Genomic DNA, 23,735 nt, shown 5'->3' on the forward strand with positions numbered 1-23,735 from the left:
CGGAATAACTGTCAACTGTCACTTGTCAACTGTCAACTATTTATATATCTTTGCCAAACGTTAAACCTAAAAACAAAATCAATATCATGAAATTGCAACCAATCGACATCTTTATCATCGGACTCTACCTGGTGGCGATGATAGTCATCGGACTGATCCTGAAGAAAAGAGCGTCGAAAAACATGGACTCCTATTTCTTGGGAGGTAAAACTCTACCTTTTTATATGTTAGGCTTGTCTAACGCATCCGGCCAGTTCGATATTTCCGGCACTATGTGGATGGTTACACTAGCCTTTATTTATGGAATTAAAAGTGCCTGGGTACCCTGGTTGTGGCCGGTGTTCAACCAGATCTTCCTGATGGTTTATCTATCTGTCTGGCTGCGTCGTTCAAATGTGTTGACGGGGGCCGAATGGATTCGGACACGTTTCGGTAAGAACAAGGGTGCTAATTTGTCGCATACAATTGTCGTTATCTATGCCCTGATCGGCGTGCTGGGTTTCCTTAGCTACGGTTTTATCGGTGTAGGTAAGTTTATGGAAATATTCTTCCCCTGGGACTACGTTTCCCAGTTTGTCCCGTTCGATATTCCGGCTGAATATGTGCCGCATGCTTATGGCATCTTTTTTACTGCCATTGCCACCATCTATGTGATGTTGGGCGGTATGCTGAGTATCGTATGGACCGACGTGGTTCAGTTCGCTATTATGACCGTTGCCGGTGTAACGATTGCCGTTATTGCCATGATGAAAGTTAGTCCGGAAACAATCGCTTCTATCGTGCCTGCCGGATGGGACAGTCTGATGCCCGGATGGACGCTCGATTTGAAATGGACTGATATCTTCAGCGACGTGAATGAAAAGATCATGAACGACCAATTCGGCCTGTTCGGTATCTTCATTATGATGATGCTCTTTAAGGGGGTATTCAACAGTATGGCTGGTCCTGCACCTAACTATGATATGCAGAAGATCCTTTCCTGCCGTAGTGGTAAAGAGGCCGCTTTAATGAGTGGCTCGGTTCCCGTTATCTTGCTGATACCGCGTTATCTGATGATCATGGGCTTCACGATCCTTGCCCTGGCTTTTTTCAAAGATCTGGATCTGACAACGAAAACAGGAGCGATCGATTTTGAGTTGATTCTTCCGAATGCGATCAACCAGTTTGTTCCTGTGGGTGTATGCGGTTTGTTGCTAGCCGGGTTGCTTGCTGCGTTTATGTCTACTTTCGCATCTACAGCCAATGCGGCTCCTGCTTATATCGTGAACGATATTTATAAGAAATATATGAATCCGAATGCCAGCAACAAGACGATGATCCGTGCCAGTTATATTGTGACGGTCGGTGTTGTGGTTGTTAGTGTTGTGATCGGATTCTTTGTTGAGAGTGTGAACTCTGTACTGCAATGGATCACTTCTGCATTGTATGGTGGATATATCGCTGCAAACTTATTGAAATGGCACTGGTGGCGTTTCAATGGCAACGGCTATTTCTGGGGAATGATCACGGGTATCCTGGCAGCTATGGTATGTCCGTTTATCTTTGACGGTTACACAATGGTGGACGGTCATTTTGTAGAAAGAGTGGGAGAATATGCTAATAATGCTCCGATGTTGCCGTTGTTCTATTTCCCTGTATTACTGGTCGTATCTTTGATCGGGTGTGTGGTCGGCACTTACTCCGCCCCTCCGGTAGAAGACGAAACGCTGGAACGTTTCTATATTACCATACGTCCGTGGGGATTCTGGAAACCGGTTCACGATAAGGTGGTTGCCAAATATCCGCAGGTGAAAGCTAACAAAAACTTCAAACGTGATATGTTCAATGTGGCTGTGGGGATTATCTGGCAGATGTGCCTGACCATTATTCCGATGTATATCGTGATTCGTGAAGGAATGCCGTTGTTGACCAGTGTCCTGATCCTTGCTATCACGACGCTTGTTCTGAAGAAGAACTGGTATGATAAGATGAGCAAAGATGAAGTGGAATATAATGAGCTGATGAAAGAATTAAAACTGGACGAAAAGAAGTAACTTTGTATTGTCAAATAAAACAAATCAAAAGAAATGGATAAACTGAAAATTATTGGCGAACCGTTGCCAGATATGCCTTGGGAAGACCGCCCGGCCGATTGTAAGGAAGTACTTTGGAGATATTCGAAGAATCCGGTGATACCGCGTGATATCATTCCGACATCTAACAGTGTATTCAACAGTGCGGTCGTTCCGTTCAAGGGAGGCTATGCCGGTGTATTCCGTTGTGACGACACAAACCGCCGTATGCGTTTGCATGTAGGTTTCAGTGCCGATGCTATCCATTGGAATATCTCCGAAACAAAGCTGGAGTTCGAATGTGAAGACGAAGAGATCGGAAAGTTCGTTTATGCCTACGATCCGCGTGTGTGTTTCATCGAAGATCGTTATTATATTACCTGGTGTAACGGCTATCATGGTCCGACGATCGGCGTAGCTTATACGTTCGACTTCGAAACATTCCACCAGCTGGAGAATGCATATCTGCCTTTCAACCGTAACGGTGTGATGTTCCCGCGTAAAATCAACGGCAACTTTGCTATGCTGAGCCGTCCGAGTGATAACGGACATACTCCGTTCGGGGATATCTTCTATAGCGAATCTCCTGATATGTGTTTCTGGGGAAAGCATCGTCATGTGATGGCTCCGGCTCCGTTCGAAGTGAGTGCATGGCAGTGCCTGAAGGTCGGTGCAGGTCCTATTCCTATCGAAACATCGGAAGGTTGGTTGCTGATCTATCACGGGGTATTGCAGTCTTGTAACGGCTATGTATATAGCTTCGGTGCAGCTTTGCTGGATCTGGATCAGCCCTGGAAGATTAAATATCGTACAGGTCCTTATCTGCTTTCTCCGCAGAAGGATTATGAATGTGTAGGGGATGTGCCTAATGTTACTTTCCCATGTGCTGCGCTGCATGATCCTGAATCGGACCGTATTGCGATCTATTATGGTTGTGCCGATACGGTAACGGGTCTTGCTTTTGGTCATATCAGTGAGATCATTGAATTTACAAAGAAGAATTCTATTGTATAAATAAATCCTTTTGGGGATATTGAAATAGAATTTGTCTTTATATGAAACTTCTAAGATTAAAGTATATCCACTTTGATCTTAGAAGTTTTTTTATCGGAGAGTCTCAAAAGTCTCAAAAATCTCTACCCAGTTTTTTAAAATCGGTATTTTAGTGGGTAAGGTTTTTGTCATTTGTCTGAATATCATTTTTGTTGTATGTGTTTTTGCTGTATCTTTTCTCATGGTTTATAATCACAAAAAGCCTTCCTTGAGGGTGCAATGCCTACCGATTTATTCTAAAGTAAAAACACCCTATTCCTTGCCAATTTATGGTCTTATTTTACAAAAAAGATTTATTATGGAATAAATATCAGTATGTATAGTTCGTTATCCAAATAGTTTCCGTTACTTTGCATCAGAAACAATAAGAGATTTATTTCGATCTTACTCTAACATGTATCTTTCCGGTTTTCAAACACCGGGTATTTCCATCTCTGATAAAGACCTTCCTAAAGTTTTATTGTTAAATTATTAATTTTTTATTTTTATATTTATGAACATGTATATTGGTAACCTTAGCTACAATGTTAAGGAATCAGATTTGAGAGATGTAATGGAAGAGTACGGAACAGTTGATTCTGTAAAACTTATTGTAGATCGCGACACAAGAAGATCAAAAGGTTTTGCTTTTGTAGAAATGCCTGAAAGTTCAGAAGCTATCAAAGCTATCAACGAACTGAACGGAGCAGAATATGAAGGCCGTGCAATGGTGGTAAAAGAAGCACTTCCTAAGAATTAATGAACTGACACATTATAATTAATACATCAGTAGAAAAAGGATATCCGGTAATGGATATCCTTTTTTATTTTAGTGATGCATACTTTGTTTTCCTTCTCTCATTCTGACTTCAGACTATCTGCCGGATTGGCATTGAATATCCTCTAACTCTGGGAAGTGGCAGTCTCGAAATAGGATTCCTGCTTTTGTCAATCCCGATTATCGGAACAGGATAGTATATAAAACAAAAAACCTCAGAAATAAATTCCTGAGGTTTCTGTGGGCAGTGATGGATTCGAACCACCGAAGTCGAAAGACAGCTGAGTTACAGTCAGCCCCATTTGGCCACTCTGGTAACTGCCCCGCTAAAGTTGACAGTTGATAACTGATAATTGACAGATTAAAATCGGAGAGTGACATTAACTGTCAATTGTCAACTTTCCACTGTTAATTTTTTGAGCCTCTTGTCGGATTCGAACCAACGACCCCGAGATTACAAATCACGTGCTCTGGCCAACTGAGCTAAAGAGGCATTCAGTATTTCTGTTTTGCGAGTGCAAAGGTAGTGATTATTTCTAATCTCGCAATAGGGGAGTGCATTTTTCTACGCATTTTTTTTCATTGCCTATGTAAGATCGAATCTATCTTCCTGATTAATAATAAGAAAAGAATCTATATTTTTTTTAGAAAAATAGCAGATGTGAAAATTAATTCTTATTTTGTCAACTCATATAATCTCACTTAATCTAAAATCTATTATCATGAGCATTAACAGAAGACAATTTCTAAGAAGATCATTGGCTGGAAGCGCGGCTATCGTTGTAGGTAAAGACATGAATGCTGCTTCGACACCGGCTGTTGCCCCTTCTTTTTCTCCCATGGAGGATTTATCTCCCCCTGCAAAAGGGAAATCCGTTTTAGGATTACGTTGCAAACCATTGAGCACCGTTCGTGTCGGTGTTGTTGGCCTGGGTAGGGGAGCCGGAGCCGTAAAGCGGTTGGCACAGATTGAAGGCGCGGAGATCGTTGCTATCTGTGATCTGGATCCGGAACGAGTTGCCAACAGCCAGAAAACCCTTAACAACAGCAAACGGAAAGAAGCCATTGCTTATACAGGCGAAGAAGACTGGAAAAAGATGTGCGAACGCGATGACATCGACCTGATCTATAATGCTACTCCCTGGGAATTACATGTACCGATTGCCCTTTACGCCATGGATCATGGAAAACATGTAGCTATCGAAGTCCCTGCTGCACTCACGGTAAAAGATTGCTGGGCATTGGTTGATAAGGCAGAAGAAACCCAGCTTCATTGCATGATGCTGGAAAATTGTTGTTATGATTTCTTTGAACTGGCAACACTGAATATGGCACGCCAGGGATTGCTGGGAGAGATTATCCACACCGAAGGCGCTTATATCCATGATCTGAGAAGTTCGAAATTTAAAGGTTATTATAAACACTGGCGCCTGGAATATAGCAAGTACCATACAGGCAATCCGTATCCTACACATGGACTTGGCCCGGTAGCCCAGATACTGGGAATTAACCAGGGGGACCGTATGGATTATCTTTCGTCTGTTTCCACCAACCAGTTCGGTCTTGCACTTTGGGCAAAAGAAAACCTGACGGACGACGAACGTATCACCCTTTCAGAACGTTATGCAATGGGCGATATGAATACCACGATCATTCATACCGTGAACGGTAAATCCATTATGATCCAGCACGACACGACTTCTCCGCGCCCTTATTCCCGCATCCATCTGGTACAGGGTACCAAAGGTATGGCTGTCAAGTATCCTGAACAGAAGGTGGCTATCCAACCTGATACACATTCATTCCTGCAAGAAGGTCCGCAAAAAGACGTGATGGCAGAATATGAACACCCGTTAAGCAAATATATCGGCGAACGGGCGAAGAAGGTAGGAGGACATGGTGGTATGGACTTTATCATGGACTGGCGCCTGATCTACTGTCTGCGTAACGGTTATCCGCTGGATCAGAGTGTATATGATGCGGCAGCCTGGTCGTGTATCGTCGAGTTGAGCGAGCGCTCCGTATTGAATAAGAGCTGTTCGGTGGCTGTTCCTGACTTTACACGTGGTGCCTGGCGCGATTATAAGCCATGGCCTGTTATTGACATGAAAGAGATATTACACGGATAAATTGTAAAAATAAAAAACTCCTGAAAGCCGGCGGTCATTTCTGTCTGCCTGCACTTTCTGGAGTTCCTTCAGTAAGATAATTGCGTTGCTTACTTTATTTCTTTAATAGAACTTCGTCGATTGCTTTCTTGAAGTCGGCCTTACTCATCGCACCTCTTGCCATTTGCGGTTGCTCGCCCATCGGGCAGAACAGGAGGGAAGGAATGCTCCGGATACCGAAAGCGGCAGCCAGTTCTTCTTCTTTTTCAGTATCTACTTTATATATATCAATTTGTCCGGTATATTCGTCTGCCAATTCTTCCAGGATAGGAGCGATCATCTTGCAAGGGCCACACCAAGTCGCGAAGAAATCTACGATACAAGGCTTATCGCCTTCATATATCCATTTATCGGGACTTGCTTCGTAGTTAGCTACTTTACTTAAAAAATCCTGTTTTGTTAATTCGTTAATTTTCATAATTATAACTCCTTGTTATTTAGTTACTATTCATATCTCTATTTACATAACAAAGTTACTACCTGTTATTCTTGTAATTATTGGCTGTTTTTCCTTAATAATTGACATTTTGTCCTTCTGTAGCGATATAACGCAGAAGGAAGCTATATAGGATATGTTGCAGAGTCATGTTCTTTTTAAAAGGTAAAATTCCCGAACCCCATGTTTTACAATTTCTCTGTTAAATAATGAAAACTCGTATCAACCCATTGATAGATTTGCTAGCTTTACGTTCCATAGGAAAGCTACACATTGTTTTTGGTAATTATCTCAGATAATTTGTTTTGTAATAACAGATTGATATCTTTCCTGATTGACGTTGATACAAGCATTGATAGGACAAAATATAATACTTATGGAAAAAAATATGAAACAGGTATTTCTACTTGTTTGCTCTTGTGCCTTGCTGGGGTGTACATCTTCTGTAAAAAACAATACGGAAATCAATTCTGATGACTTTCTGCTTACCGGTCATATTGAGGGATATAAACCGGCGGCAGAACCTCTGATAGGGAAAATCTACTATGAAGAATTATTTACAGGTAAACCTCTGGTAAAAGTAACAGAAGTAGCTCCGGGAGGGTATTTCCAGGCCTCGATTCCGCTCGGTCACTCACAGGAAATGAATTTGAATGTCGGTTCACGCTATTATACCCTTTATGCATTGCCTAAGGGAAAGTTGCATCTCACCCTGAATCCGGACTACCCCGATAGTTGCGAATATAAAGGGGACGGTGCGGATATATCCAAAGAACTGAATTTTTATTATGGATTCAGGAGAACACATTATTCCAATGACTTTTCAGGAATGCAATCCGATATGGAACGTCTTTCTCCCAACGATTTTAAAATCAAGAGGGAAAAGGTCCTGGCTGAAAGGCTTCGCACGATCGACTCTTTGCAAACTGCCCGTAATCTATCTCAGGATATAGCCGATTTGATTCATTATCATGAACAGTTGTATAACGGATATATTCTATTATCCTTTGCTGATTTTCGCAGACACCTCGGTAGAGCAAAGCCGGATAATCAGATACTCCAACAGTCCACACCACCGGATTATTATACGTTTTTACAGGATATGCCTTTTGAAAAGAAAGATGCTGTGTCGTTATCCCAATACAGGGACATGATAGGGAGTATCCGGTTTGCACCACCGATCATGGACGCAGGAAACTCGGTTAAAGACACCATTATAACGGTTAAATACACTTTTCTCACTTACTTATTGGATAAAAATGTTCCTTTAACGGATGAAGAACGCAAGATAGCCGAAGGTCATCGTTACTTTATCGGAACACATAAGGCTAATCCGGCTTTCCTGAAAGCTTTCAACGAAAAACTGGACAGATCGGTTTATTCTCCTTTCGAAGAAAAATACAAAGCCTGGTGCGATTCCTTTAATGTAAAGTTACAGAAAGATGTGGACGCCGGTAATTCTGTATTGAGCGTTCATATAAGTTCTGTAGAAAACGATCTGGAATCACTGACAAAGCGCTGGGAGAAATGTAATGATACTTTTAAAAAGATGTATCCTCAAACTCCGTCGCTGGCATTCGATATATTTGTATTGCAATACTTTATCGGACAACTGAAAGGAATTGCTTCACCGGCCGATGCCGATACGCTGTATAATGAGCGTATTTCCTTTATTACCGATAATACGATAAAAGAGGTTATGAGAGAAAAGTACCAAAAACGGTTTTCTTCGTCAGACCCGCTTCAACAAACAAAAGGAGGCGAGATTGTCCGTCGTCTGATAGCTCCTCATAAAGGTAAATATGTATTACTCGATTTCTGGGGCACAACTTGCGGACCTTGCCGAGGGGATATCGATCAGTTTTCTGAATTAAGAAAGTCATATACGGGTAGTCCGGACTTTGCATATCTCTTTATCACATCCTCTCAGAATTCTCCGGAGAAGGATTACAGGAAATATATCGCCGAGCATCTGAAAGGGGAAGAGTCCTATTTTCTTTCCGATTACGAATATGCTTATTTGGAGGAATTATTCGCTATGAGTGGAATTCCCCGTTATGTATTGATTAATCCGGAAGGGGAGATCTTGGACGATGGATATGATATTTATCAATTAGAAAAGTTCCTGAATGAAAAAGGAATAAGGAAAGGAGCCTCTGTGTTTAAGACGTTCTTTTAATCACTTAGGCACGAATTACACGGATTCTACGAACATTAAATCGTAGAATCCGGTAACCCGTGCCTAAATATAATTACATATTAATATTAATACCTTTCGCCAACGGCATCCCAATCAACGATTTGCCATAAAGCGTTCAGATGATCGGGACGACGATTCTGGTAATCCAGGTAATAAGCATGTTCCCATACGTCGAATCCCAAAATCGGAGTCAGACCCTTGGCAACAGGGTTGCTACCGTTAGCTTCTTTGGTAATTGAAAGTTTGCCGTCTTTATCTTTTGCCAGCCATACCCATCCTGAACCGAACAAACCGGCTCCTGCTGCGTTGAATTCTTTCTTGAAGTCTTCAAATGAACCCCAGGTTGCTTTGATAGCATCTGCTAACTTGCCTTTAGGTTCGCCGCCGCCTTTCGGGGAGAACTGGGTGAAATACAAATTATGATTGAGTATCTGTCCGGCATTATTAAAGATAGCACCGTCAGATTCTGCTACGATCTTTTCCAGAGGAGCGTTTTCAAATTTGGTTCCCGGGATCAGGTTGTTCAGATTATTTACATAAGCCTGTAAATGTTTTCCGTGATGGAAATCAATTGTTGCTTTACTGATGACTGGTTCTAATGCTTCTGGAGCATAAGGCAATTTAATTAGTTCGAATTTCATAATTTCTTCTTTTTTATCTGTTATTTGACTACTACTATTACTATTATTAGTTACCAACAATAATAAACTAAGACATAATGTAAGCATAATTACTAAGTTTTATCTTGTTTCTACTATTCTAACATGGATGGTTTGGTATTTGTTCAAAGAAATCGGAGCAAAAGCGATAACTTTTATTGATTAAACGATAAGTAAAATTTATGACCTTTAACCGAAGGTCCTCTAACGCTTGATTATTATACATCTTTGAAAAGGGCTGGAAATAAAATGAATAATAATATGTAAAAAGCTGTTTTTTTATCGTTAGCAGAGAGCAAAATCCCAAAGAAGTTTCTATTTTTGTGCCCTCATATTATTAATTAAGTAACACATATTTGTAGATGGTAAAGAAAGTTGGGAATTTAATTCCAAACACCTTTTTTATTACAAAGGGTAGTGGTGATTCAGACCTGGAAAAACATGCAGGTTCTTATCACATGGCTCTTTATGATGCTGGTATTTCAGACTTTAACATTATGACTTATTCGTCTGTAATCCCTGCAACAGCGCATCTTGCAACCATGGATGAAATTGATCTTCCTCCATTTGGCACTGAATTGAAAACCATTATGGCGGTTTCGCATGGTTATCAGGATGAGTTTGTATCTGCCGGTGTGGTTTACGCCTGGATGTACAAGGACGAAAACTTCGATGAGAAGGTTGGAGCCCTGGTATGTGAGGTTAGCGGCCGTTATCGTATCGAGGAGTTGGAGTCACGTCTGATTCGTGTAATCAACGACCTGCACCAGAAAACTTACGGTAAGTATTATCTGGGTGAACTGAACTTTATTACCGAAGGTATTACCATCGAAAAGAGATACGGTACAGCTTTGGCTGCTCTGTGTTTCGTGGATTTCTTAATGCCTGAGATCGAGGACTAAAGAAAGATAATATACCCGATAATCAGTATGGAAAACAGAGGTAAGGCGCAGGTTCTTATCTCTGTTTTTTTGTCCTTACGGGAAAAAACGGCATAAGTTTGTTATATTTGTAAGCGACTTAGGTCATAAAATTCTTTTTATTTAAGAAACAATCCGTTTAAAGCTGTTGTTGTATGAAAAAGATTATTAATCCCTGGAAGGGGCTGGAGGGCTATATGTGTTTCGGGTGTGCACCCGGAAATCCGCAAGGACTGCACATGGAGTTTTACGAGGATGGCGATGACATCGTTGCTTTCTGGGAACCGGAAAGCCATTACCAGGGATGGTTGGAGACATTGCACGGGGGAATCCAGACGACAATGATGGATGAACTGGCCGGTTGGGTAGTATTGAGGAAATTACAGACATCGGGCGTGACTTCACGGCTGGATGCCCGTTTCCTGAAAAGTATCTCGACACGCGAACCGCGCTTGATGATACGGGGGCGTATCAAAGAGCAGAAACGGAATGCCATATTCATAGAGACGGAGATATACAATTCGCAGAACGAACTTTGTTCACGCGCGGACATTATATATTTTGTTGTCACTAAAGAACAGGCAACGGAGAAGTTTCATTTTTGCGGTTGTAAAACCGAAGATGAAAAATAAAACACTGGACGAAAAGAATAAAGTAAACGATTAACAAATGAAGTACATTGGAGCTCATGTAAGCGCGTCGGGTGGGGTTGAGAATGCTCCGCTAAACGCTAATGCCATCGGGGCGAAAGCTTTTGCCCTTTTTACCCGAAACCAACGTCAATGGAAATCTTCTCCGTTGACGAAGAAAAGTATCTCCTTATTTAAAGAACGTTGTGAGGAATTCGGCTACGAAGCCAAACATATTTTACCTCACGACAGTTATCTGATCAATCTGGGACATCCGGACCCGGACGGCCTGCAAAAGTCACGCGATGCCTTTCTGGATGAAATGCAGCGTTGCGAACAACTGGGACTGGACCGGCTGAACTTTCATCCGGGAAGCCATCTGAATGAAATTTCGGTAGACGATTGCCTGGCACGTATTGCCGAATCGATCAATCGGACACTGGAGCAGACTGTGGGAGTATGTGCCGTTATAGAGAATACGGCCGGACAGGGTACGAATCTGGGATATACTTTCGAGCAAATCGCGGCTATCATCGACCGGGTGGACGACAAATCCCGTGTAGGTGTTTGTATCGATACCGCCCATACGCTGGCTGCCGGTTATGATATCAAAACGGAACAGGGCTTTACGGAGACATTCCGCCATTTCGATGAAGTGATCGGTTTTTCGTACCTGCGTGGAATGCATATCAACGATTCCAAGAAAGACCTGGCAACCCGTGTAGACAGGCATGACAGTATCGGGAAAGGCGTGATGGGAATGACGACTTTTCAGATGTTGATGAAGGATACCCGTTTTGACGATATACCTCTGATATTGGAGACGCCGGACGAATCGATCTGGGCGGAGGAGATCAGCTATCTGTACATTTTATAAGTAGAGAATGAACCGGGAGAAGGGGCACTTGAGCAAGCCTCCTCTTTTTCCATATATTAATAAGCCCCTTTGATGAAAGGGCAGACTAAATAAAATACACGTATGTTTATATTAATGCCAATTATTTTTGTTTTGGGCATCCTGGGTATTGCGCTTGAAGATAAGATTAAGATCAACAAAGCGGCAATAGCTCTTTTTATGGCCATTTCCTTATGGATGATATTGATGTTCGATGCTTACAACATTTTTATCGAACGTTCTAACCCTTTGTTCGAGGAGTTTCTGGTACAGAATCCTGAAATGACAAACCTGTCGGCTAAAGATCAGTTCATTAACTTTATCACCAACCGTTCCATCGTTTACCATCTGGGAAACGTAGCGGAGACATTATTCTTTGTAATGTGTTCCATGCTGATCGTCGATATTGTCGATAAACATGGTGGTTTCAGGGCCGTTACGGGATATATTCGGACTTCCAACAAAAGAAAATTATTATGGTACATCAGTTTTGCCGCTTTCTTTTTCTCTGCCTTACTGGATAACCTGGCGGCAGCGATTGTAATCATGGCGGTGCTTCGTAAATTGGTTCCCGACAGGACCGACCGCTTGAAGTATGCCTGTATGGTGATCATTGCGGCGAATGCCGGTGGTTCGTGGTCGCCGATCGGTGATGTGACGACGATCCTGCTCTGGGTGGGAAAGAATGTGACGGCTATGCATCAGATCTCCCATGTATTTATTCCTGCACTGATCAATATGCTGGTTCCGCTGACGATAGCCCACTTCTGGCTGTTCAAGAAAGATGCCCGGTTGCGTGTCATGAGTGAGGAAGAGGCAGCCGACGAGTTTATACCGGAGATACCGAATCATTCCCGCCGGGTGATATTTGTGATCGGTGTCCTTTCGTTGGCATTGGTTCCTGTATTTCAGATGTTGACAAACCTGCCGCCGTTCCTGGGCGTATTGCTCGGATTGGTCGTTCTCTGGATATATACCGACATTATGTACAGCCGTTTGCATGTCCATGAATCGGAAAAGTTGCGTATCACACAGTTGTTGCCTAATATCGACCTGGCAACGATCTTTTTCTTCCTGGGTATCCTGATGGCTGTAGGTGCACTGGAAACATCGGGACAGTTGGGAATCATGTCTGCCTATCTCGACCAGCATGTACATGAACCTTATCTGATCAGTTTCGTGATCGGAGTTTTATCTTCTTGTGTGGATAACGTGGCTTTGGTGGCTGCCACGATGGGAATGTACCCGATCGTACAGCAGGCTCCCGATCTGGCTCCTTATGCCCAGTTCTTTGTTTCCGACGGCGGATTCTGGACGTTCCTTGCTTATTGTGCCGTAACAGGCGGTAGCATCCTGATTATCGGTTCGGCAACAGGTGTAACGGTGATGGGATTGGAGAAGATTGATTTCATGTACTATACAAAGCGATTTTCTATATTGGCATTGATTGGTTATATTTGCGGTGCGGCAGTATATATGCTATTATTCGCTTAAACTTATTTATATGAAAAGAAAATGGATTATCGCAGCAGCCTGTGCCGTTTTGCTTTCCGGGATGGAGGCAATGGCTTGTACGGGTTTGCTGGTTGGAAAGAAAGCATCGGTCGACGGATCGGTCATGATCAGTTATGCAGCAGACTCGCATACTTTGTATGGCGAGTTGTATCGTTGGCCGGCAGCAACCTGGCCAAAAGGGGCGATGCTGGAAGTCAGGGAATGGGATACAAATAAACCGCTGGGGCAGATCCCGCAGGTGGAACAGACTTATTCGGTAGTCGGCAATATGAACGAACATCAGGTGGCTATCACGGAAAGTACATTCGGCGGCCGTCCCGAGTTGGTGGATACGACAGGTATTATGGATTACGGAAGCCTGATCTATATCGCATTGCAACGTTCCAAATCGGCTCGCGAAGCGATCAAGGTTATGACCGACCTGGTGAAGGAACACGGCTATTACAGCAGCGGCGAGACATTCTCCATCGCTGACAAGAACGAAGCGTGGGTAATGGAACTGATCGGAAAAGGTCCGGGTAACAAAGGGGCAGTCTGGGTAGCGATCCGTATTCCGGATGATTGCATCTCTGCACATGCCAATCAGTCACGTATCCAGCAGATTCCTTTTGATGATAAAGAAAACTGTATATATTCGCCCGATGTAGTCTCTTTCGCCCGTGAAAAAGGTTATTTCAGCGGAAAAGATAAGGATTTCAGTTTCCAGAAGGCATATTGTCCTTACGACTTCAGTGGCTTGAGAGGTTGTGAAGCTCGCGTATGGTCTTTCTTCCGTAAGTATGATACTACGATGGATAAATATGCGGATCTTATCAAAGGCGATCCTTCTAAAGAACCGATGCCATTGTATGTAAAACCGAATCGTCTGTTGTCCGTTCAGGATGTTCAGAACGGTATGCGCGATCATTTTGAAGGGACAGACCTGGATATGACGAAAGATGCCGGAGCAGGTTCTTATAAAGTGCCCTACCGCTGGCGTCCGATGACATTTAAAGTGGATGGTGAAGAATATACGAACGAACGTGCTATAGCTACGCAGCAGACCGGTTTTGTGATCGTTCCGCAGATGCGTAACTGGTTGCCGGATGCTATCGGCGGTATCCTTTGGTTTGGTGTGGATGATGCAGACATGGCTGTATTTACTCCGTTATATTGCTCCATCACCGAATCTCCCGAATGTTACCGGGTGGGGAACGGCGATATCATGAATTTCTCTTGGACTTCCGCTTTCTGGATCCATAACTGGGTGGCTAACCAGGCATACGGTAAATACAGCTTTATGATCCGGGATATCCGTCCGGTTCAGCAGGAGTTGGAAAACAGCTATAAGGAAGCCATTCCGGCCATCGACAAGGCTGCATCCGAGTTGTATGCAAAGAATCCGGCAGAAGCTGTCAGGTTCCTGACCTGGTTCAGTACGACAACGGCCGATCAGGCAACTGCCCGCTGGAAGAAACTCGGTGAGTATCTTTTAGTAAAATATATGGACGGAAACGTTAAGAAAGAAGAAAACGGCCAGTTCAAACAAAATGGTTACGGATTGTCTGAATATCCGGACTTCCCAGGCTATGATGAAGATTATTATCGTAGTATTGTGAAGAGTGCAGGCGACAGACTTAAAGTAAAATGATTATATTTGTTGCAATGTTGAACTAAATTAATTGAGAGTATGAAAAAATTAATTGTTATGTGTATGCTGGCGATTATCAGCATGAGTGCATTTGCACAGACTCAGCAAGGACAATCGTCTTTTGGTTTTAATATTGGTTATGGGTTTAATGATAACGGTAATGCGCTGCTAGGGCTCGATTATCGTTATAATTTGACTGACGAAGTTCGTCTGGCTCCTTCATTGACTTATTTTGTGAAGGATAATGGTTTGAGTGCCTGGGCTATCGATATGAATGTCCATTATGTATTCAAACTGAGCGATATGTTCGGGTTCTATCCGTTGGCAGGTCTTGACCTTTCTTTCTGGAAGGCTAGTGTAAGTGGCGATTGGAATGGAAATCATGTGAAAGCTAGTGCAAATACTACCCGCTTCGGAGCTAATATCGGTTTAGGTGGTGAAGTTTATGCAACAGACCAGTTAACTGTCGGTTTGGAATTCAAATACAATATCATTAAAGATTTCGATCAGCCTATTTTAGGTGTTCGTGTCGGATATAATTTCTGATAAACAGATAACTTTATAAATAGAAAGGCCTCCCGGTGGAAGATTATTTCATCCGGGAGGCCTTTTTCGTTGCTGCTTCTTTGTTTTGCAAAACATAGGTCTTTTGAATTCAAAACTCCTATCTTTTGATTACAAAACATATATGCTTTGAAGTCAAAAGACCTATGTTTCTTTTATATGCATTATTTTGTTCGCTTCTTGTTTATTGTTATTTTTGCAATCCTTTTGGGAATAGGGAATCAGGTGAAAGTCCTGAACAGACCCGCTGCTGTAAGCTTCAAGAACGGTTAAGCATACATGCCACTGACTTTGATCGATAAAGTTGGGAAGGCGCTTAAAACCGGAAGCAAGTCAGAAAACCTACTCCAAAATGTAGTTTAAGGCTTTCGAGGATTAGAGCTGAAGAACAATAGAATAGGTAGGACTTTTCTGCTTATTTTTATTATTTCTTCCCTTCTTGTGTTTTTACCTTAAGCTACTTAATGTGTCTATATAAATGATTCTAGTAATAACATTAAGTAAAACAATCATGAAGAAAAATTTGATTTATTTTTCCCTTTTTGTGTTTGCAGGCCTTGTTGCCTCATGTAGTGATGATGATGAAAAATATACTCCAATTCCTCCTGTTGTATCTATCGAGAATACAAGTGGAACGCTTTCTGTAGCCCAGGAAGATACACTTTATTTTAAAGCTAATATCGAAAGTCCGATTGAAAGTTCTTTCCAATGGTCAGTAAACGGCAAAGAAGCTTCTACTGATTCTATCTTGAAGTTTACTTCCGAAGAAATGGGTAAATTTGAAATTGCCCTGACTGCTAAAAATGCGGATGGGGAACATTCGGCAACAACATCTGTAGAGGTGTATGGAAAGTATAAATATGGTACGTTTGTGTTGAATGAAGGAAGCAGTAGCAATGGTACATTAATATTTATCAGTCCGAAGGGGGGGATAACTGATAGTATTTATTATAAGGCAAATGGTTCTTTCTTGGGAGGTGTTTCACAGGATTTGTTTATCGCTAACAATAAGATGTATATAGTTTCCCAAAATGGGGGTGGGGATGGCTTTTTAGTTATCGCCAATGCTGAAACCTTGAAGAAAGAGGTTGGTTATCAAGATGAGTTAAAAACAACTCTATCATGGCCTACTCATATTGCAGTATTGGGAGAAAATGATATATACCTTCGTGATAATAATGGAGTTTCTTTGTTTAATCCGTCTAGTAAAACTGTAACATTTATAAAAGGAACTGAAGGTGCTCGGAAAAATAGAATGGCCGTAGCTGATAATAAAGTTTTTGCTTCGACAAATTCGAAAACGATTGTAACAATAGAAACTGGAAAAGATACTATTTCTCATACGATAGAATTTGATGATGCTATTTCCGGACTGATCAAAGCATCTGATGGTAATTTGTGGGTATCAAGTGGAAAAAAGATCATGAAGATTAATGCAAAAGATTATTCTGTTATGCAAGAAAATGAAGTAGAGCCTTTCTCTAGCATTAGTTATCTGTCTACTCCTGCTATTAGTGCTAAAGGTGATACCTTGTATTTTAGTGGAGGAACAACAAAAATCTATCGTCATGTTTTCAGTAAAAATCAAACAGACTTTATGGTAGATGCATCTACTATGGTGGATAATACCAATTATGTATATAATAATTTGGCTGTAAATCCTGTTTCTGGTGAAGTTGTATTAAATACAATTGGTGATTATAAAAATTATGATGAAACTAATAACATTAGTTTCTTTGATTTCAGTGGTAGTGAACCGAAACTGAGTGCAAATTATATAGGGCATACCCGTTTTCCGGCCGGTATTTTCTTTACCTATGATTTTGAATAGTAACATCGTTTCTCTATATGTATAAACAGATGAAATATGTAGGGAATATACTCATGAATGCAATACTTGCTGTTGCATTCATGAGTATGCTTTTTGTTAGTTGTTCAGACAATGACGATATTCCCGATGGGCCTGATCCTGATTTAAAGGTGAGGGCTTATGTGGCTTGTGAGGGAAACTTTACGAAAGGAACGGCCTCTTTGAATGCTATCATGGAGGATGGTACTGTGCAGACTGATATTTTCAGAAATGCAAATAACCGTCCGCTGGGAGATGTCGCGCAATCGTTTTCTATCATCGATGGAAAGATATTTATTACACTGAACAACTCTGAAAAGATTGAAGTTGTAAATGAATCGGATTATAAATCTGTAGCAACCATCCTGTATCCTGAGCGAACGATAAGTCCGCAATACGTTATGCAGATCGACGATCACCGGGCTGTTGTTTCCGATCTGTGGAATGCCTTTTTGTGGATAATCGACACGAAAGAGTATAAGGTTTTACAGGAAATACCAGTATCTACCTATTCAACGAAGCAGATGGCTGTTGCCGATGGAAAACTGTTCGTTACGTTGGCAGCAAAGAAAATAGCGGTTATTTCATTATCTTCCCTGAAAGTGATCAAAGAACTGGATATACCTGTGGTGGGCGATTCCAAACTCTTGAAAGATAAGAATGGCCTGATCTGGGCACTTGCTTGCGGATTTGATGACGATCCCGAAAGTATCATTCCCCGGACGGTAACCTCTTTGAACGGCATCGATCCGACTACCCTGGAGACAGTGAAGACCGTAAAATTCCCATCGGATTATACGGTGAGTAAGTTCGGTGCCCGTTTGGACATTAATCAGGCAAAAGATAAGTTATATCTGAATGTGATCCATGATAATAAGGAAGGAATTTATTCTTTCCCTATCGATGGAGAACAATTACCGGCAGAGCCGCTTTTCGTTTATAGCGATAAAGTCGAACTGTTGTATAATATGGTAGTCTCGCCCGAAGAAACGATCTTTATCTGTGATGCCCTGGATTACCGCCAGCGTGGCTGGGTTTATGAATTCGATCTAAGCGGAAAACGTCTGAATGAATATCAGGTAGGTATTATTCCGCAATATATATTATTCAAATGAATATAAGAATTTCATCCTTTGTTTTCTGTCTTTTGCTCTTTTCCCTGGTTGAAGGAAAGGCACAAACATCTATTACCGATACTGTTATCCAGATACGGAATGTAACGGTTTCTGCCGAAAGGCGGCAACGGGATAACAATATAGGAAGCCGTCGTTCCGATATTCAATCTGTACTATTGGAAAGCAGCAAGACACAAACATTGGGTGAACTCCTTTCCGAAAACAGCCTTGTCTATATCAAAAGTCTGGGACAGGGCGGTTTATCGACCTCCTCTTTTCGTGGAACATCCTCCAGTCATACCCAGGTTAACTGGAACGGGATTACGATCAATCCGATTATGGGAGGGAGTTTTGACTTCTCCCAGTTCCCGAACTTTTTTACCGACGAGGTAACGTTATTTCATGGTAATACGTATCTGAAAAACGGGACAGGTGCATTCGGCGGCAGTATTAATATGAATACCCGGCCGGACTGGAATAAAGAAACAAACCGTTTTCGTGCTTTGCTGGAATACGGGGCAAATGATACCTATACCGGCGGATTGGCTTACAGGCATGTTACTCCCCGTCTGCTATCCAATACACGGCTTTATTACCAGCAATCGGATAACGACTTTAAATATCTAAATAAAGTGTTGCAAAAAGACCCGTTTTATGAACGCCGGAAAGAAGCCAAATATTGGCAGGGTGGCCTGATGCAAGAGTTATATTATAAACTGGGGGATTCACAGCAACTGTCATTGGCCGGATGGTATATGTATAATCGGAACCAATTACCTCAACCGATACTTGTGAATAAGAAACAACATGAACTGCAGGTGACACAAAATGTGCGTCTGAATGCCGGTTATCAGTTGGTGGAAGGAAAACATAATTTTAAGGCCAACCTGGCTTATTTGCGTGATGATCTCCATTATACGCAGCGTTTTGACGGTGATTATCGTGGTACAGACAGTGACAATAAATCGAATAGCCTGATCGTTAAAACCGATTATACCTATCATTTCAGGGAGAATCTCGAACTGGGCGGCAGCCTGAATTACCGCTATGACTGGGTACATACCAATAACTATGACGATCCGATCAAAAGAAATACGGTGACGTTGACTACTAATCTGGTTTGGAGGCCGAAAGAGCGTACTACTCTGAACCTGCAATTGATGGGTGAACAAAACGATCATCTTTTCATGCCGACTTTTTCTGCCGGTGCCAGTTATGCTTTGATTCGGGATTTGTTGGATGTGAAAGGGAGTGTTGCTTACAACTATCATTATCCGACATTGAATGATCTCTATTGGGTGCCCGGTGGTAATCCTGATTTGAATCCGGAAAAAGGATTTGCTTATGATGCCACTGTCAGTCTGAATAAGACGTTAGGTAATTTTTCTTTTAAATTGGATGCCAGTTACTATCTGATGACGGTGAAGGACTGGATTGTATGGCTTCCGACACAACAGACCTATCTGTGGAGCCCCAAAAATATACAAAAGGTTTTTTCTCATGGCGCGGAAATTATGGGAGAGGTAGGGTTGAAGACCGGAGTATTCTCTCACCGGGTGATTGCAAATTACGGATATAGTCCTGCTATCAATAAAACTCGTTCGTCGGATAAAGATGCAACGGTAGATAAACAATTGCCTTATATCCCTTTGCATAAATGGAACCTGCATTATTTATTGCAGGTAAAAGACTTTTCCTTTAAGTATGGAGTTGCTTTTACGGATAAGCGATATACATCGACCGATGAGGAATACAGTACGGTTGCTTTTACGATCCACGATGCGGAAGCCGGATATATGTTTCATTTCCCGAAGAGTCGTTATAAAGCGGAGTTTAAGTTGAGGGTAAACAATATTTTCAATGCCTATTATGAAAGTACTGAATTCTACCCTATGCCCCTCCGGCGCTTTTTCGGTTCGATGATGTTTTACTTCTAACAATAATATGAAAATATGAGAAGACTATTTTATCTGTTTATAGCTTTATTATTGGTTTCCGGAGGATTCGCACAACAAAATGTGTCTCCCTTCACGATGGATGATATTAAGAACTGGACTGGAACCGGACCGAATCGGGCAGCTTTAGCAGTTCAGTGGGTTACCGGTGAAGACCCGACTGAACTGGTCGCGGAAGATATTCATTTTCTTGTATGGGGCTATCGCTGGGAAGATGGGGAGAAACCTTCTGCCCTGGATATGATACGTGCCGTTGCCCAAAATGATTCACGTTTTTATGTAATGCTGGGAGATGCAGGAAAGGATCCTGTCATCTGGGGATTTGGATATGATGCCGATAACAGCAGTTCTTTTTCCCTCTTGAACAAAACTACTTCCGTAACCATTAAACAGGATCAGTTTGTTGATGGAGTAGTTTCTCTCAAAGCTGATCCGGATGGTTTCAGGCCGGTGGATGTTGCTGATTACTGGATGGGAGGATGGAAAGAATATTATTGTTCATATTATACTGGCCCTGTAGGAAACGAGGCTCCTTCTACAGCCGATTTCCAATACTCGCAGTTCGGGGCAAGCCAGCGTTATCTGACAAACGGTTCCTGGGATGCCTGGACCTTGTCGGCCATCGATTATGTCAGTGAACAGAATACTCCGCCGGTTTCTAAACTGATGCAGGCTGCCGAGGCTAATGATCCTACCGGCAATGAATCATTGTCGTTTTCAGATACGAAAGTATATTATTTTGCCCGGACATTATTTATGGAGAATATGAATGATTATACTTGCCGGATTGTATCGATGAATGGTAGTGTCGTAAAGTATTTCCTTGTCCGGGATGAAAAAGAAGTTCTTCCTGTAAATCTGCAAAAAGGTATTTATATATTATCTGCAGTCAAAGGAAATAAATCGGTATCCTATAAATTTGTAGTAAACGATTAACTGGCTGTTTGGAGATATTATTTTACTGAATAACAAAGAAAGTGGGACGAGTCTTATTTCAATAGATTCGTCCCACTTTCTTTTAGCGAAAAAGGTTGTTTACCATTTTATATAATCTTCTAAAGTGATCTTCTCGAAGTTCGGTATCACTTCATAAACTTTATCCTTTAGTGATTCTTCCGGATTGGTAGTGCTCAGTCCGATGACCCGCATACCTGCAGCTGTACCGGCTTGTATCCCGGCAAAGGAATCTTCAAAGACAAGACAGTCGGAAGGGGAGACACCCAGATCGTTTGCTGCCAGCAGGTAACACATCGGGTCCGGTTTGCCCCGGGTGATACGGTCGGCGGTAACGATTGTATCGAACATACCTTCCAGGTGATGTAATTTGAATGCACGTTCCACTTTTGAGTTGTCGGAGCTGGTGACCAGGCCCATTTGTACACCCTGCTCTTTCAGCAAATGCAGAAATTCCAGAGAACCCGGCATGGCAGGCAGGGGCATTGTACTTTCATATTCGGTCGATTCCTTTATTACCATCTGACGGAATTCTTCTGGACGGTCGGAAAAATACTTTTCCATTATGTAAGGGAGTGTTGTGCCTTTGATAACAGCTGCGAAGTTGTCTATGCCGGTTCCATACCGTTCGCCCGCTTCATTCCAGAAAATATCATAAATTGGTTCAGTGTCGACTATCACACCGTCAAAGTCAAAGAGAGCCGTTTTTAATTTCATAAAAATACTTTTATTGATTACATTTTGGTGGCAAAGATAATGCAAGTCGAGAGTAGAATAAAATGAACTTGTTCATTTTTTATACCGAGGCGCAGCTTATCTTCGTTTTGAAACAAAGATAAGCCTATTTCTTTGAAAAAGATTCTTCTGCTGTAAAATAGCTACACTTTTGCAGTACATTTATGAATAATATTTTATCTTTGTGCCCGTACACATGTGTTGCTTGACAGACCAGTAGATACTATTTACTTATTTATAATACCTAAAAGAAAAACAGAATGAAAGCATCTTTGAAGTTTGCAGCCTTGTCTTTAGCGCTGCTTTGTTCCTGTCAGCCGAATGATGGTTGGCAAAAGTTATTCAATGGTAAAGACCTTACCGGTTTCAAACAATTGAATGGGGAAGCACCCTATCGGGTAGAAGACGGTTGCCTGGTGGGAACTTCCGTGACAGGCCAGCCGAATAGCTTTATGGCTACCGAGCAGGAATATGGAGATTTTATCCTGGAATTTGAAGCCTTGTGTGATCCTTCGCTGAACTCAGGTGTACAGTTCCGCAGCGAAAGCCGTCCGGATTATCAGAATGGGCGTGTGCATGGTTATCAGTGCGAGATGGACCCTTCCGACAGAGCCTGGAGCGGTGGCGTTTATGACGAAGCCCGTCGTGGTTGGCTGGTAACGCTTGTCGATAACAAACCCGGGCAAGCAGCTTATAAGAAGACAGATTGGAACAAATACCGCATCGAAGCTATCGGTAACAACATCCGCATTTGGCTGAACGGTGTAAATACAGCCAATCTGTATGACGATGAAACGGCAAAAGGTTTTATTGCATTCCAGGTACATGGTATCGGAAAGAATACCGATCTGGAAGGTAAGGAAATCAAATGGCGCAATATCCGTATAAAGACTGAAAACCTGGAAGCGGAACGTATGCAGGGCACATTAGCTCCGGAAGTGAACCGTGTACCCAATTATCTGACCGATGCAGAAAAAGCGGATGGCTGGAATCTGTTATTCGACGGTCAGACAACAACCGGTTGGCGTGGTGCCCATAAAGAAGCATTCCCTGACCACGGTTGGAAAGTAGAAGACGGACAGTTGATCGTATTGAAATCAGGTGGCGGTGAATCTACAAACGGAGGTGATATCGTAACCGATAAAGAATATGCAGCATTCGAACTGAGCCTGGAATTCAAAATTACTCCGGGAGCAAACAGCGGTATCAAATATTTTGTAACGGAAGCAGAGAAACCGAGCGGTTCCGCTTATGGCCTGGAATATCAGATATTGGACGACCAGCGTCATCCGGATGCCAAATTATACACTACCGTTCCCGGCAGCCGTACACTGGCCAGCCTTTACGATATGATGCCCGCAAAGAACAAACGTTTCAATGGTGTAGGAAACTGGAACCAGGCTGTCCTGAAAGTATTTCCTGACAATCGTGTGGAACATTGGCTGAATGGTTTCAAGACATTGGAATATGAACGCGGTTCGGATGCTTTCCGCGAAATGGTAAAAGGAAGTAAATATGCAGCCCCGTCTTATAACGAGAAAGGACGCTTCGGCGAAGCTCCCCAGGGACACCTCCTGTTACAGGATCATGGCGATGAGGTCGCTTTCCGCAGTATCAAGATCAAAGAACTAAAATAGTTCTGTTTTGAAT

Annotated in this window: 19 protein-coding genes, 2 tRNA genes and 1 riboswitch; of the genes, 16 read left to right on the forward strand and 5 right to left on the reverse strand. The window is 42.2% G+C overall.

All coding sequences use genetic code 11. The features are described 5' to 3' along the window. The first annotated feature begins 86 nt into the window (after nt 1–86). The 3 genes from DWW23_RS06815 to DWW23_RS06825 all read left to right on the forward strand — a co-directional run bounded on the left by DWW23_RS06815 (nt 87) and on the right by DWW23_RS06825 (nt 3,843). On the forward strand, nt 87–2,033 hold the full coding sequence (locus DWW23_RS06815) for a sodium:solute symporter family protein (RefSeq protein WP_122352525.1): 1,947 nt from the start codon (nt 87–89) through the stop codon (nt 2,031–2,033). Nucleotides 2,034–2,066: 33 nt separating this feature from the next. Then, nucleotides 2,067–3,065, forward strand: coding sequence for a glycoside hydrolase family 130 protein (locus tag DWW23_RS06820; protein WP_122352526.1), 999 nt, complete (start codon nt 2,067–2,069; stop codon nt 3,063–3,065). Nucleotides 3,066–3,597: 532 nt separating this feature from the next. After that, complete coding sequence (locus tag DWW23_RS06825) at nt 3,598–3,843, forward strand: RNA-binding protein (protein WP_122352527.1); 246 nt, start codon at nt 3,598–3,600, stop codon at nt 3,841–3,843. Nucleotides 3,844–4,102: 259 nt separating this feature from the next. On the opposite strand, the gene DWW23_RS06830 is transcribed toward DWW23_RS06825, so the two are convergent. Together DWW23_RS06830 and DWW23_RS06835 are read right to left on the reverse strand one after the other, a co-directional pair. Continuing rightward, nucleotides 4,103–4,185: transfer RNA gene (locus DWW23_RS06830), tRNA-Tyr, on the reverse strand. Nucleotides 4,186–4,280: 95 nt separating this feature from the next. Next, a tRNA-Thr gene (locus DWW23_RS06835) sits at nt 4,281–4,354 on the reverse strand. A gap of 229 nt (nt 4,355–4,583) precedes the next feature. On the opposite strand from DWW23_RS06835, the gene DWW23_RS06840 reads away from it, so the two are divergent. Further along, nucleotides 4,584–5,990 carry a Gfo/Idh/MocA family protein gene (locus DWW23_RS06840; RefSeq protein ID WP_122352528.1) on the forward strand — a complete coding sequence of 469 codons (1,407 nt, stop codon included), beginning with the start codon at nt 4,584–4,586 and terminating at the stop codon, nt 5,988–5,990. A 94-nt stretch (nt 5,991–6,084) separates the two neighbouring features. On the opposite strand, the gene trxA is transcribed toward DWW23_RS06840, so the two are convergent. Beyond that, the gene (trxA, locus tag DWW23_RS06845) at nt 6,085–6,447 is read right to left on the reverse strand and encodes a thioredoxin (protein ID WP_122352529.1); all 363 of its coding nucleotides are present in this window, start codon (nt 6,445–6,447) and stop codon (nt 6,085–6,087) included. A gap of 394 nt (nt 6,448–6,841) precedes the next feature. On the opposite strand from trxA, the gene DWW23_RS06850 reads away from it, so the two are divergent. Continuing rightward, nucleotides 6,842–8,644, forward strand: a complete 1,803-nt coding sequence (locus DWW23_RS06850) for a TlpA disulfide reductase family protein (protein ID WP_122352530.1) — start codon at nt 6,842–6,844, stop codon at nt 8,642–8,644. A gap of 86 nt (nt 8,645–8,730) precedes the next feature. Here DWW23_RS06850 and DWW23_RS06855 read toward each other — a convergent pair whose 3' ends face one another. Continuing rightward, nucleotides 8,731–9,393: a superoxide dismutase gene (locus DWW23_RS06855; RefSeq protein WP_122352531.1), complete on the reverse strand. Its 663-nt coding sequence runs from the start codon at nt 9,391–9,393 to the stop codon at nt 8,731–8,733. A gap of 293 nt (nt 9,394–9,686) precedes the next feature. On the opposite strand from DWW23_RS06855, the gene DWW23_RS06860 reads away from it, so the two are divergent. The 10 genes from DWW23_RS06860 to DWW23_RS06905 all read left to right on the forward strand — a co-directional run bounded on the left by DWW23_RS06860 (nt 9,687) and on the right by DWW23_RS06905 (nt 21,332). Beyond that, the gene (locus tag DWW23_RS06860; protein ID WP_122352532.1) at nt 9,687–10,226 is read left to right on the forward strand and encodes a pyruvoyl-dependent arginine decarboxylase; all 540 of its coding nucleotides are present in this window, start codon (nt 9,687–9,689) and stop codon (nt 10,224–10,226) included. 173 nt (nt 10,227–10,399) lie between these two features. Next, nucleotides 10,400–10,876: a PaaI family thioesterase gene (locus DWW23_RS06865; protein ID WP_122352533.1), complete on the forward strand. Its 477-nt coding sequence runs from the start codon at nt 10,400–10,402 to the stop codon at nt 10,874–10,876. A gap of 37 nt (nt 10,877–10,913) precedes the next feature. Then, nucleotides 10,914–11,750, forward strand: a complete 837-nt coding sequence (nfo, locus tag DWW23_RS06870) for a deoxyribonuclease IV (RefSeq protein WP_122352534.1) — start codon at nt 10,914–10,916, stop codon at nt 11,748–11,750. A gap of 102 nt (nt 11,751–11,852) precedes the next feature. After that, nucleotides 11,853–13,262, forward strand: coding sequence for a sodium:proton antiporter NhaD (nhaD, locus tag DWW23_RS06875; protein ID WP_122352535.1), 1,410 nt, complete (start codon nt 11,853–11,855; stop codon nt 13,260–13,262). A gap of 10 nt (nt 13,263–13,272) precedes the next feature. Further along, nucleotides 13,273–14,913, forward strand: a complete 1,641-nt coding sequence (locus DWW23_RS06880; protein WP_122352616.1) for a dipeptidase — start codon at nt 13,273–13,275, stop codon at nt 14,911–14,913. Nucleotides 14,914–14,952: 39 nt separating this feature from the next. Next, entirely contained in the window at nt 14,953–15,459 is a 507-nt protein-coding gene (locus DWW23_RS06885) for an outer membrane beta-barrel protein (RefSeq protein ID WP_122352536.1), read from the forward strand. Between the two features lie 200 nt (nt 15,460–15,659). Continuing rightward, nucleotides 15,660–15,842, forward strand: a riboswitch (cobalamin riboswitch). 146 nt (nt 15,843–15,988) lie between these two features. Further along, on the forward strand, nt 15,989–17,308 hold the full coding sequence (locus DWW23_RS06890; RefSeq protein ID WP_122352537.1) for a DUF5074 domain-containing protein: 1,320 nt from the start codon (nt 15,989–15,991) through the stop codon (nt 17,306–17,308). A gap of 53 nt (nt 17,309–17,361) precedes the next feature. After that, on the forward strand, nt 17,362–18,441 hold the full coding sequence (locus DWW23_RS06895) for a YncE family protein (protein ID WP_147382598.1): 1,080 nt from the start codon (nt 17,362–17,364) through the stop codon (nt 18,439–18,441). Further along, nucleotides 18,438–20,378 carry a TonB-dependent siderophore receptor gene (locus tag DWW23_RS06900; protein WP_122352539.1) on the forward strand — a complete coding sequence of 647 codons (1,941 nt, stop codon included), beginning with the start codon at nt 18,438–18,440 and terminating at the stop codon, nt 20,376–20,378. Before DWW23_RS06895 ends, DWW23_RS06900 begins: the two co-directional genes overlap by 4 nt. 15 nt (nt 20,379–20,393) lie before the next feature. Further along, nucleotides 20,394–21,332, forward strand: a complete 939-nt coding sequence (locus tag DWW23_RS06905) for a T9SS type A sorting domain-containing protein (RefSeq protein WP_122352540.1) — start codon at nt 20,394–20,396, stop codon at nt 21,330–21,332. A 99-nt stretch (nt 21,333–21,431) separates the two neighbouring features. On the opposite strand, the gene DWW23_RS06910 is transcribed toward DWW23_RS06905, so the two are convergent. Next, on the reverse strand, nt 21,432–22,067 hold the full coding sequence (locus DWW23_RS06910; RefSeq protein ID WP_122352541.1) for an HAD family phosphatase: 636 nt from the start codon (nt 22,065–22,067) through the stop codon (nt 21,432–21,434). A 278-nt stretch (nt 22,068–22,345) separates the two neighbouring features. Between DWW23_RS06910 and DWW23_RS06915 the strand changes: the two genes are divergently transcribed. Beyond that, nucleotides 22,346–23,722, forward strand: a complete 1,377-nt coding sequence (locus tag DWW23_RS06915; protein WP_122352542.1) for a DUF1080 domain-containing protein — start codon at nt 22,346–22,348, stop codon at nt 23,720–23,722. Nucleotides 23,723–23,735 lie beyond the last annotated feature (13 nt).

The organism is Parabacteroides sp. AF14-59 (genome assembly GCF_003479515.1).
GTDB lineage: Bacteria > Bacteroidota > Bacteroidia > Bacteroidales > Tannerellaceae > Parabacteroides > Parabacteroides faecis.

What these genes read in the sequence shown, in the direction of transcription:
- DWW23_RS06895 (WP_147382598.1), top strand. Translation starts at nt 17,362, where the DNA reads ATGAATGCAATACTTGCTGTTGCATTCATGAGTATGCTTTTTGTTAGT.
- DWW23_RS06820 (WP_122352526.1), top strand. Translation starts at nt 2,067, where the DNA reads ATGGATAAACTGAAAATTATTGGCGAACCGTTGCCAGATATGCCTTGG.
- DWW23_RS06885 (WP_122352536.1), top strand. Translation starts at nt 14,953, where the DNA reads ATGAAAAAATTAATTGTTATGTGTATGCTGGCGATTATCAGCATGAGT.
- DWW23_RS06850 (WP_122352530.1), top strand. Translation starts at nt 6,842, where the DNA reads ATGGAAAAAAATATGAAACAGGTATTTCTACTTGTTTGCTCTTGTGCC.
- DWW23_RS06865 (WP_122352533.1), top strand. Translation starts at nt 10,400, where the DNA reads ATGAAAAAGATTATTAATCCCTGGAAGGGGCTGGAGGGCTATATGTGT.
- DWW23_RS06855 (WP_122352531.1), bottom strand. Translation starts at nt 9,393, where the DNA reads ATGCTTACATTATGTCTTAGTTTATTATTGTTGGTAACTAATAATAGT.
- DWW23_RS06815 (WP_122352525.1), top strand. Translation starts at nt 87, where the DNA reads ATGAAATTGCAACCAATCGACATCTTTATCATCGGACTCTACCTGGTG.
- DWW23_RS06860 (WP_122352532.1), top strand. Translation starts at nt 9,687, where the DNA reads ATGGTAAAGAAAGTTGGGAATTTAATTCCAAACACCTTTTTTATTACA.
- DWW23_RS06840 (WP_122352528.1), top strand. Translation starts at nt 4,584, where the DNA reads ATGAGCATTAACAGAAGACAATTTCTAAGAAGATCATTGGCTGGAAGC.
- DWW23_RS06890 (WP_122352537.1), top strand. Translation starts at nt 15,989, where the DNA reads ATGAAGAAAAATTTGATTTATTTTTCCCTTTTTGTGTTTGCAGGCCTT.
- nhaD (WP_122352535.1), top strand. Translation starts at nt 11,853, where the DNA reads ATGTTTATATTAATGCCAATTATTTTTGTTTTGGGCATCCTGGGTATT.
- DWW23_RS06900 (WP_122352539.1), top strand. Translation starts at nt 18,438, where the DNA reads ATGAATATAAGAATTTCATCCTTTGTTTTCTGTCTTTTGCTCTTTTCC.
- DWW23_RS06880 (WP_122352616.1), top strand. Translation starts at nt 13,273, where the DNA reads ATGAAAAGAAAATGGATTATCGCAGCAGCCTGTGCCGTTTTGCTTTCC.
- DWW23_RS06915 (WP_122352542.1), top strand. Translation starts at nt 22,346, where the DNA reads ATGAAAGCATCTTTGAAGTTTGCAGCCTTGTCTTTAGCGCTGCTTTGT.
- DWW23_RS06905 (WP_122352540.1), top strand. Translation starts at nt 20,394, where the DNA reads ATGAGAAGACTATTTTATCTGTTTATAGCTTTATTATTGGTTTCCGGA.
- nfo (WP_122352534.1), top strand. Translation starts at nt 10,914, where the DNA reads ATGAAGTACATTGGAGCTCATGTAAGCGCGTCGGGTGGGGTTGAGAAT.
- trxA (WP_122352529.1), bottom strand. Translation starts at nt 6,447, where the DNA reads ATGAAAATTAACGAATTAACAAAACAGGATTTTTTAAGTAAAGTAGCT.
- DWW23_RS06825 (WP_122352527.1), top strand. Translation starts at nt 3,598, where the DNA reads ATGAACATGTATATTGGTAACCTTAGCTACAATGTTAAGGAATCAGAT.
- DWW23_RS06910 (WP_122352541.1), bottom strand. Translation starts at nt 22,067, where the DNA reads ATGAAATTAAAAACGGCTCTCTTTGACTTTGACGGTGTGATAGTCGAC.